At 45.7% G+C, this 5308-nt stretch carries 4 protein-coding genes and 1 pseudogene; all 5 read left to right on the forward strand.

Features of this window, described 5'->3' with window-relative positions; genetic code table 11:
* The first annotated feature begins 117 nt into the window (after positions 1-117).
* Entirely contained in the window at positions 118-1221 is a 1104-nt protein-coding gene (locus JX312_RS08830; RefSeq protein WP_204457744.1) for an IS4 family transposase, read from the forward strand.
* Between the two features lie 144 nt (positions 1222-1365).
* A pseudogene (locus JX312_RS08835) lies at positions 1366-1527 on the forward strand (IS4 family transposase); the annotation flags it as partial.
* 451 nt (positions 1528-1978) lie between these two features.
* Positions 1979-3397, forward strand: a complete 1419-nt coding sequence (locus JX312_RS08840) for a FimB/Mfa2 family fimbrial subunit (RefSeq protein WP_204457745.1) — start codon at positions 1979-1981, stop codon at positions 3395-3397.
* A gap of 115 nt (positions 3398-3512) precedes the next feature.
* On the forward strand, positions 3513-4442 hold the full coding sequence (locus JX312_RS08845; protein WP_124029402.1) for a hypothetical protein: 930 nt from the start codon (positions 3513-3515) through the stop codon (positions 4440-4442).
* Between the two features lie 60 nt (positions 4443-4502).
* Entirely contained in the window at positions 4503-5141 is a 639-nt protein-coding gene (locus JX312_RS08850) for a DUF3575 domain-containing protein (protein WP_239653872.1), read from the forward strand.
* Positions 5142-5308 lie beyond the last annotated feature (167 nt).

Raw genomic sequence — 5308 nt, forward strand, 5'->3', positions numbered from 1 at the left:
TTTAGTAGATGACAAAAATTAAATTTATGCTGTTAAACACTTAATTTTCAGTCGATTAAATTTGCAAAAGTCCCTGAAAATTAGTAATTTAAAGGAAAAGTTTGGACGCTTTTTCTCATGAAAACTACTAATTTCAAGGACTCGGTCAAAGTTAACCAAATCCTCCCGATTATGCAAGAGCACTTTGGTCAAAGTATGAATTTGGCACGCATAAAACTCATGGCGTTGCTGCTCCATGCACTCTGTGTGGTGCAGACTGTCAGCCTCCACAAACTGGCTGATGCGATGCCTACGGCTGTAGACAAGGATTCCAACCTCAGACGGCTCCAAAGATTCTTTGCCAAGTATGTACTTGACCTTGACATCATAGCCCGTATGATTTTCTCGCTGCTTCCTGTCAAGACCGGTCTTGTGCTGAGCATGGACCGGACCAACTGGAAGTTCGGGGAGTTCAATATAAACATCCTTATGTTGGGCATAACCTATAAAGGGATTGCCTTCCCTTTGATATTCAGCCTTCTTCCGAAACGTGGCAACTCCAACTGGGAAGAACGCAAGAAAATTATGGAACGTTTTATCCGTCTTTTCGGAGCAGACTGCATCGACTGCCTTGTGGCAGACCGCGAGTTCATCGGAAAGGAATGGACAGGATGGCTCAACAGCCGCCGCATACGGTATTACATCCGAATACGTCAGAACTTCTGGATTGTCAAGCCTTCCACCGGTGAGAGAATCCGAGCCTGGTGGCTGTTCAATGATTTGAAGGTCGGTCAGGAGAAATTCTTCCATACGCTCTTTCTTCACAAAGGGGAGTATGTATATCTTGCCGGCAGCCGGATCAAAAACTCCGATGGAGTTCCGGAATTGCAGATTCTCATATGCTTCAACCGGCCCGAGGAGGCGATTTTGACATACAAAAAGCGATGGGAGATAGAAACGGCTTTCAGAGCCATGAAATCTTCCGGCTTTAACATCGAGGACACCCATATGCGTGATATGGAGCGCATCGCAAGGCTTGTCGCGATGGTCTGCATCGCTCTTGTATGGTCGTATCTCGTTGGTGAACATAAAGATATAAATATTAAACCGATAAAGATCCTGAAACACGGAAGAAAGGCAAAGTCGTTTGTCAAGTATGGTCTGGAAGAGATTTTTACCATACTTATGCGTTCGACTTATACCCCAAAATTTGATGTTTTCAAATTTTTGTCATCTACTTAAATAATATTTAATTTTGTAATAATCCATTTCAGTAGATGACAAAAATTGAATTTATGCGGTTAAACGTTTAATCTTCAGGTGATTAAATTTGTAGAAGTTCTTGGAATTTAGTAATTTAAAAGAAAAGGTTGACCGCTTTTTCACATGAAAACTACTAATTCCAAGGACTTGGTCAAAGTNAACCAAATCCTCCCGATTATGCAAGACCANTTTGGACAAAACATGAATNTGGCANGCATAAAACTTATGGCGTTGCTGCTCCATGTATTCTGTGTGGTGCAGACTGTCAGCCTCCACAAACTGGCCGATGGATTGGAGGAGATTTCACACCTATTTTTAAACAATTTGTAAGTATTAACGCCATAAAATGATATCAATTAACATATTTTAACAAATCGGGGGGGGTATTTTAAAACTTTTGTTGTAATTTTGCCGCGCTGAAAAAAAAACACACAATTCTCTCCTCTCAGGTCTGAACAGCCTGATTTTTTTTCAACACCTTACCAAAATATGATTTCGCGGATGAAGAACGAGCCGATACTATGAAGCCTAAGCGTTATCGATTTTACAAAAGCTTATNCTAAAGTTACCGACACAAACCTCATCCTTGATTAGCCACGCAGCAATAACTGTGTTTTAGCGTGACATTCAAATTTTTTATTCATCAGTATCTCCCCCGCAACCGCGGGGCGAATACTGAAGTATGCTACAAGTTGAAAGAAACTTATATTATTATAACAATCAACAACTTATGAGTATGAAAAGAAATTTTTATGTCTGGCCTGCCGCTGCTCTTCTTATTAGCGGTCTCGCCTCCTGCTCAAACGATGAGGTTCCCGTTGCCGATGAGACGGAATACGGAAAACTTGCGATTACAATTAATTTCACCCAGTCGGGCAACACTCGTGCTGAAGGTGACGGCGGAGATTCTTCTACAGAACTTCCCGGAACAACAACAAACGGTTCTCAGACTACAACCGCCGTTTCCGACGCAGTCCCTTTGACAAGCTGGTCAAATGTCAAGAGCCTTCAGATTTTCCTTTATGACGCTCAGGGAGTTATCCATTTCTCTGACCTGATCGACACTGACCGCATCCAGAACTCCCTCACTACCAATCCTAATGAAAGCGGTTCTGTAACTTACACTTATGCAAACGTTCCTTCCGGAACTTATCGTCTCATGGCTGTAGCTAACGCCAACAGCGCGATCCAGCCTATAAAGACGCAATTAGCCGGCAGCTATCAGGCATGGACTGCCTATAACGTGCTTAACTGTTTTATATACAACTGCAAAATTTCTCCTGCTGACCACCAGTTCCCTATTTTCTATCAGAACCAGGTTGCAGCAAGCGGACAGACTCGCAGCGAGGTGCCTTTGGCTGAGCCTACAGAGATTTTCCTCGGTCAGGGTTTTGTAAACGGCATTGACCCTGCTGTAACAGTGGTTGCAGGACAGACTACAGCTGCCGCCATCAAACTCAAACGTGAGGTTTCTCTTATGCGTCTACGTATGAACATAGCAGGTGAAGAGGGTAAAACAAACAACGCGGATGTCAACATGAACCCCGACGGAAAAGTCAACTTCCTCAAAGACGCTTCAGTAATGATCGCCACTGTGCCTGACTATGTGATTCCTATGGCACAAGACCGCATGGTAAACGGTGAAAAGATTTATGCCGGAACATCAGGTACTTCTTCCGCTTCTTCCGTAATCGTTACAGATGCAGTTGAAGGCACACGTCAGTTCTACACTTCAAACCCGACATCCGGTTATAAAGCCGGCGGCAAGATCATCGGTATCGAAGGCGATGAATACAAGGCAAACGCATGGCGTGACATCATCGTGCTTCCCAACAACAACCGTCAGCAGCTCTCCGGAACATCAGCAAACGAACCTCTCAAGCAGAACCGTTATCTTCTCATAATTTCCGCAAAGGGTCTTCCGGGACACGTATGCAAGGAAGGAACTCTCACAGAAGAGAAGACAGTATACTGGGTGGGTTACATCAACCAGGGCTTCGTCGCCAACACTATCCGCGAGGTCAACGTAATCTTCCGCGACGGTGGTACAATGGAGCTTCCCGAGCGTCCCGACAACGTGGGTAACCTCACTGTGACAGTAGGTCAGCCCCAGGATTGGGATTCAGCTATCACAGCATCCAAAATCGAACTTTAATCCCTGACATATCCGGAGGAACGCATTCTCCGTTCCTCCGGATACACTTCTCAATCTTCCGCATAATCAGATAGACAATGTGCGGAAAAATACCAACAATTAACAACAACGACAAATGAGTTTGCGCAGATTCGCGATTCACACCGCATACTGTCTGACAATGCTCCTTACACTCGGCTCATGCACTTTCGATTATTTCGAAGATGACATGAACTACAAGGTCTTTGTGCCCGAGTTCAAAGAGCGGACAATCAGAAACTGCCGCGTGCTGGTATGGGATAAAAAGACCGGAAGGCTTGTAGGCGACAGATATGCAAGAGTCGGAGCAACCAACGACAATGTGCTTGATGCCGGAATTTTCGCATTCCGCATTCCGCCAGCCAACTATAAGACCTGCGTGCTGACCGACACTGATTCTGTAGGTTTCAACGATATAGCCGATCTGACCACAGCTTCCTTCAGTCTCGATAACGACGGAGACAGACGATACAAGGAACCGGCATATATGAAATTCGACTATATAAACCGGGAACTTGTGGCACAAGGTATGATAGTCACAGACACGGCTCGTCTTGAACTGTATCCTGCAATCATAAAAGTAAGATACAGAGGAACCGATGTATCTGCCGAGGCTGTGAAGAAAGCGGCGATGACCCTTTCCAACACCGCCACACGGCAGCAGATAAGTCTCGACACGATAACTTCCGGTCCCACTGATTCATATACGCTCTATAATTACAATGACGTAGAGCCTTGGCCTCAGGCTGCGGAAGGAGCAAAATTCGAGTTTTCAGGACTTCTCTTTCCTACCAAGGAAAATGAACTGATGCATCTGGCTCTCAATATGTGCGATGACGAAGGACACAGCATTCGCAGTTACCGCTTCGCGCTTACCGACCGTGAATCGAAACCTATAACCATCCTGCACGGCAGGGTATTCATAATTGATATTTACAACGAAGGATTCATGATCACCATCGAAGGGTGGGACGAATCAATCCTCGGAGGCTCCGTAGAAATAGACGGAGGCAAAAATAAACATTAACCCTCTCTCCACGACACAAGACACGGCTATCATGCCGCAAGTCGCACCACAAACCTGAAAATGATGAATACGATATTCCGAAATATACTCATCTCCGCAGCAATCGCCACTACTACGGTTGCCGCCGACGCACAGATGATCAAGGTAAACGGTCCGGCGACTCTCGCCGGAACTCCCAACATCGGCTATGAACACGGGCTTTCGCCTCATCTGTCGGTAAGTGCCGATGTAATGTGGCTGCCATATCTGAGCAAGAAACATGAAGAGGTGTTCCGCTCTTTCCAGATGGCTGGAGAATGCCGTTACTATTTCAAGGCTTCGGAACATATCTATGACAAGATGGCAACAGGATGGTATGCCGGTGTATATGCGATGTTCGGCAATTTCAACATCGGTCTCTACCGCCATCACGACATGGACCGCAGCTTCCGCCGTCAGGGATGGGGATGTTCCGCAGGTCTCAGCGGCGGCTGGAAATACGAATTCAACCGCCATTGGCAGATGGACATAAACCTCGGAATCGGTTACGCTCATATCCAATATAACAAATATAAGCTCGGAGGAATGTATCGTCATTACCCTCTGAAGCGCAAACAGACACGCGGATGGGTAGGACCGACAAGGTTCAGCATCAGCTTCGGATATATCATCGACTGCGGATGCAGAAAAAACAACGCGAACTGGACACCTCAATCTTGACGCAGCAATAATGAAGACCGGAAAATACAGCATAATGGCATTGGCAGCATCCCTGCTTTTAGGGGCATGTTCCGCCGATCAGATAGATTCCCCGTCAAACGGCGAGACGAAACGCCTTATCCTTAAATTCGGAAAAGGGGGATCGGATGCGCTTACACAAAACACGA

The organism is Barnesiella sp. CU968 (genome assembly GCF_905219685.1).
Taxonomy (GTDB): domain Bacteria; phylum Bacteroidota; class Bacteroidia; order Bacteroidales; family Muribaculaceae; genus Lepagella; species Lepagella muris_A.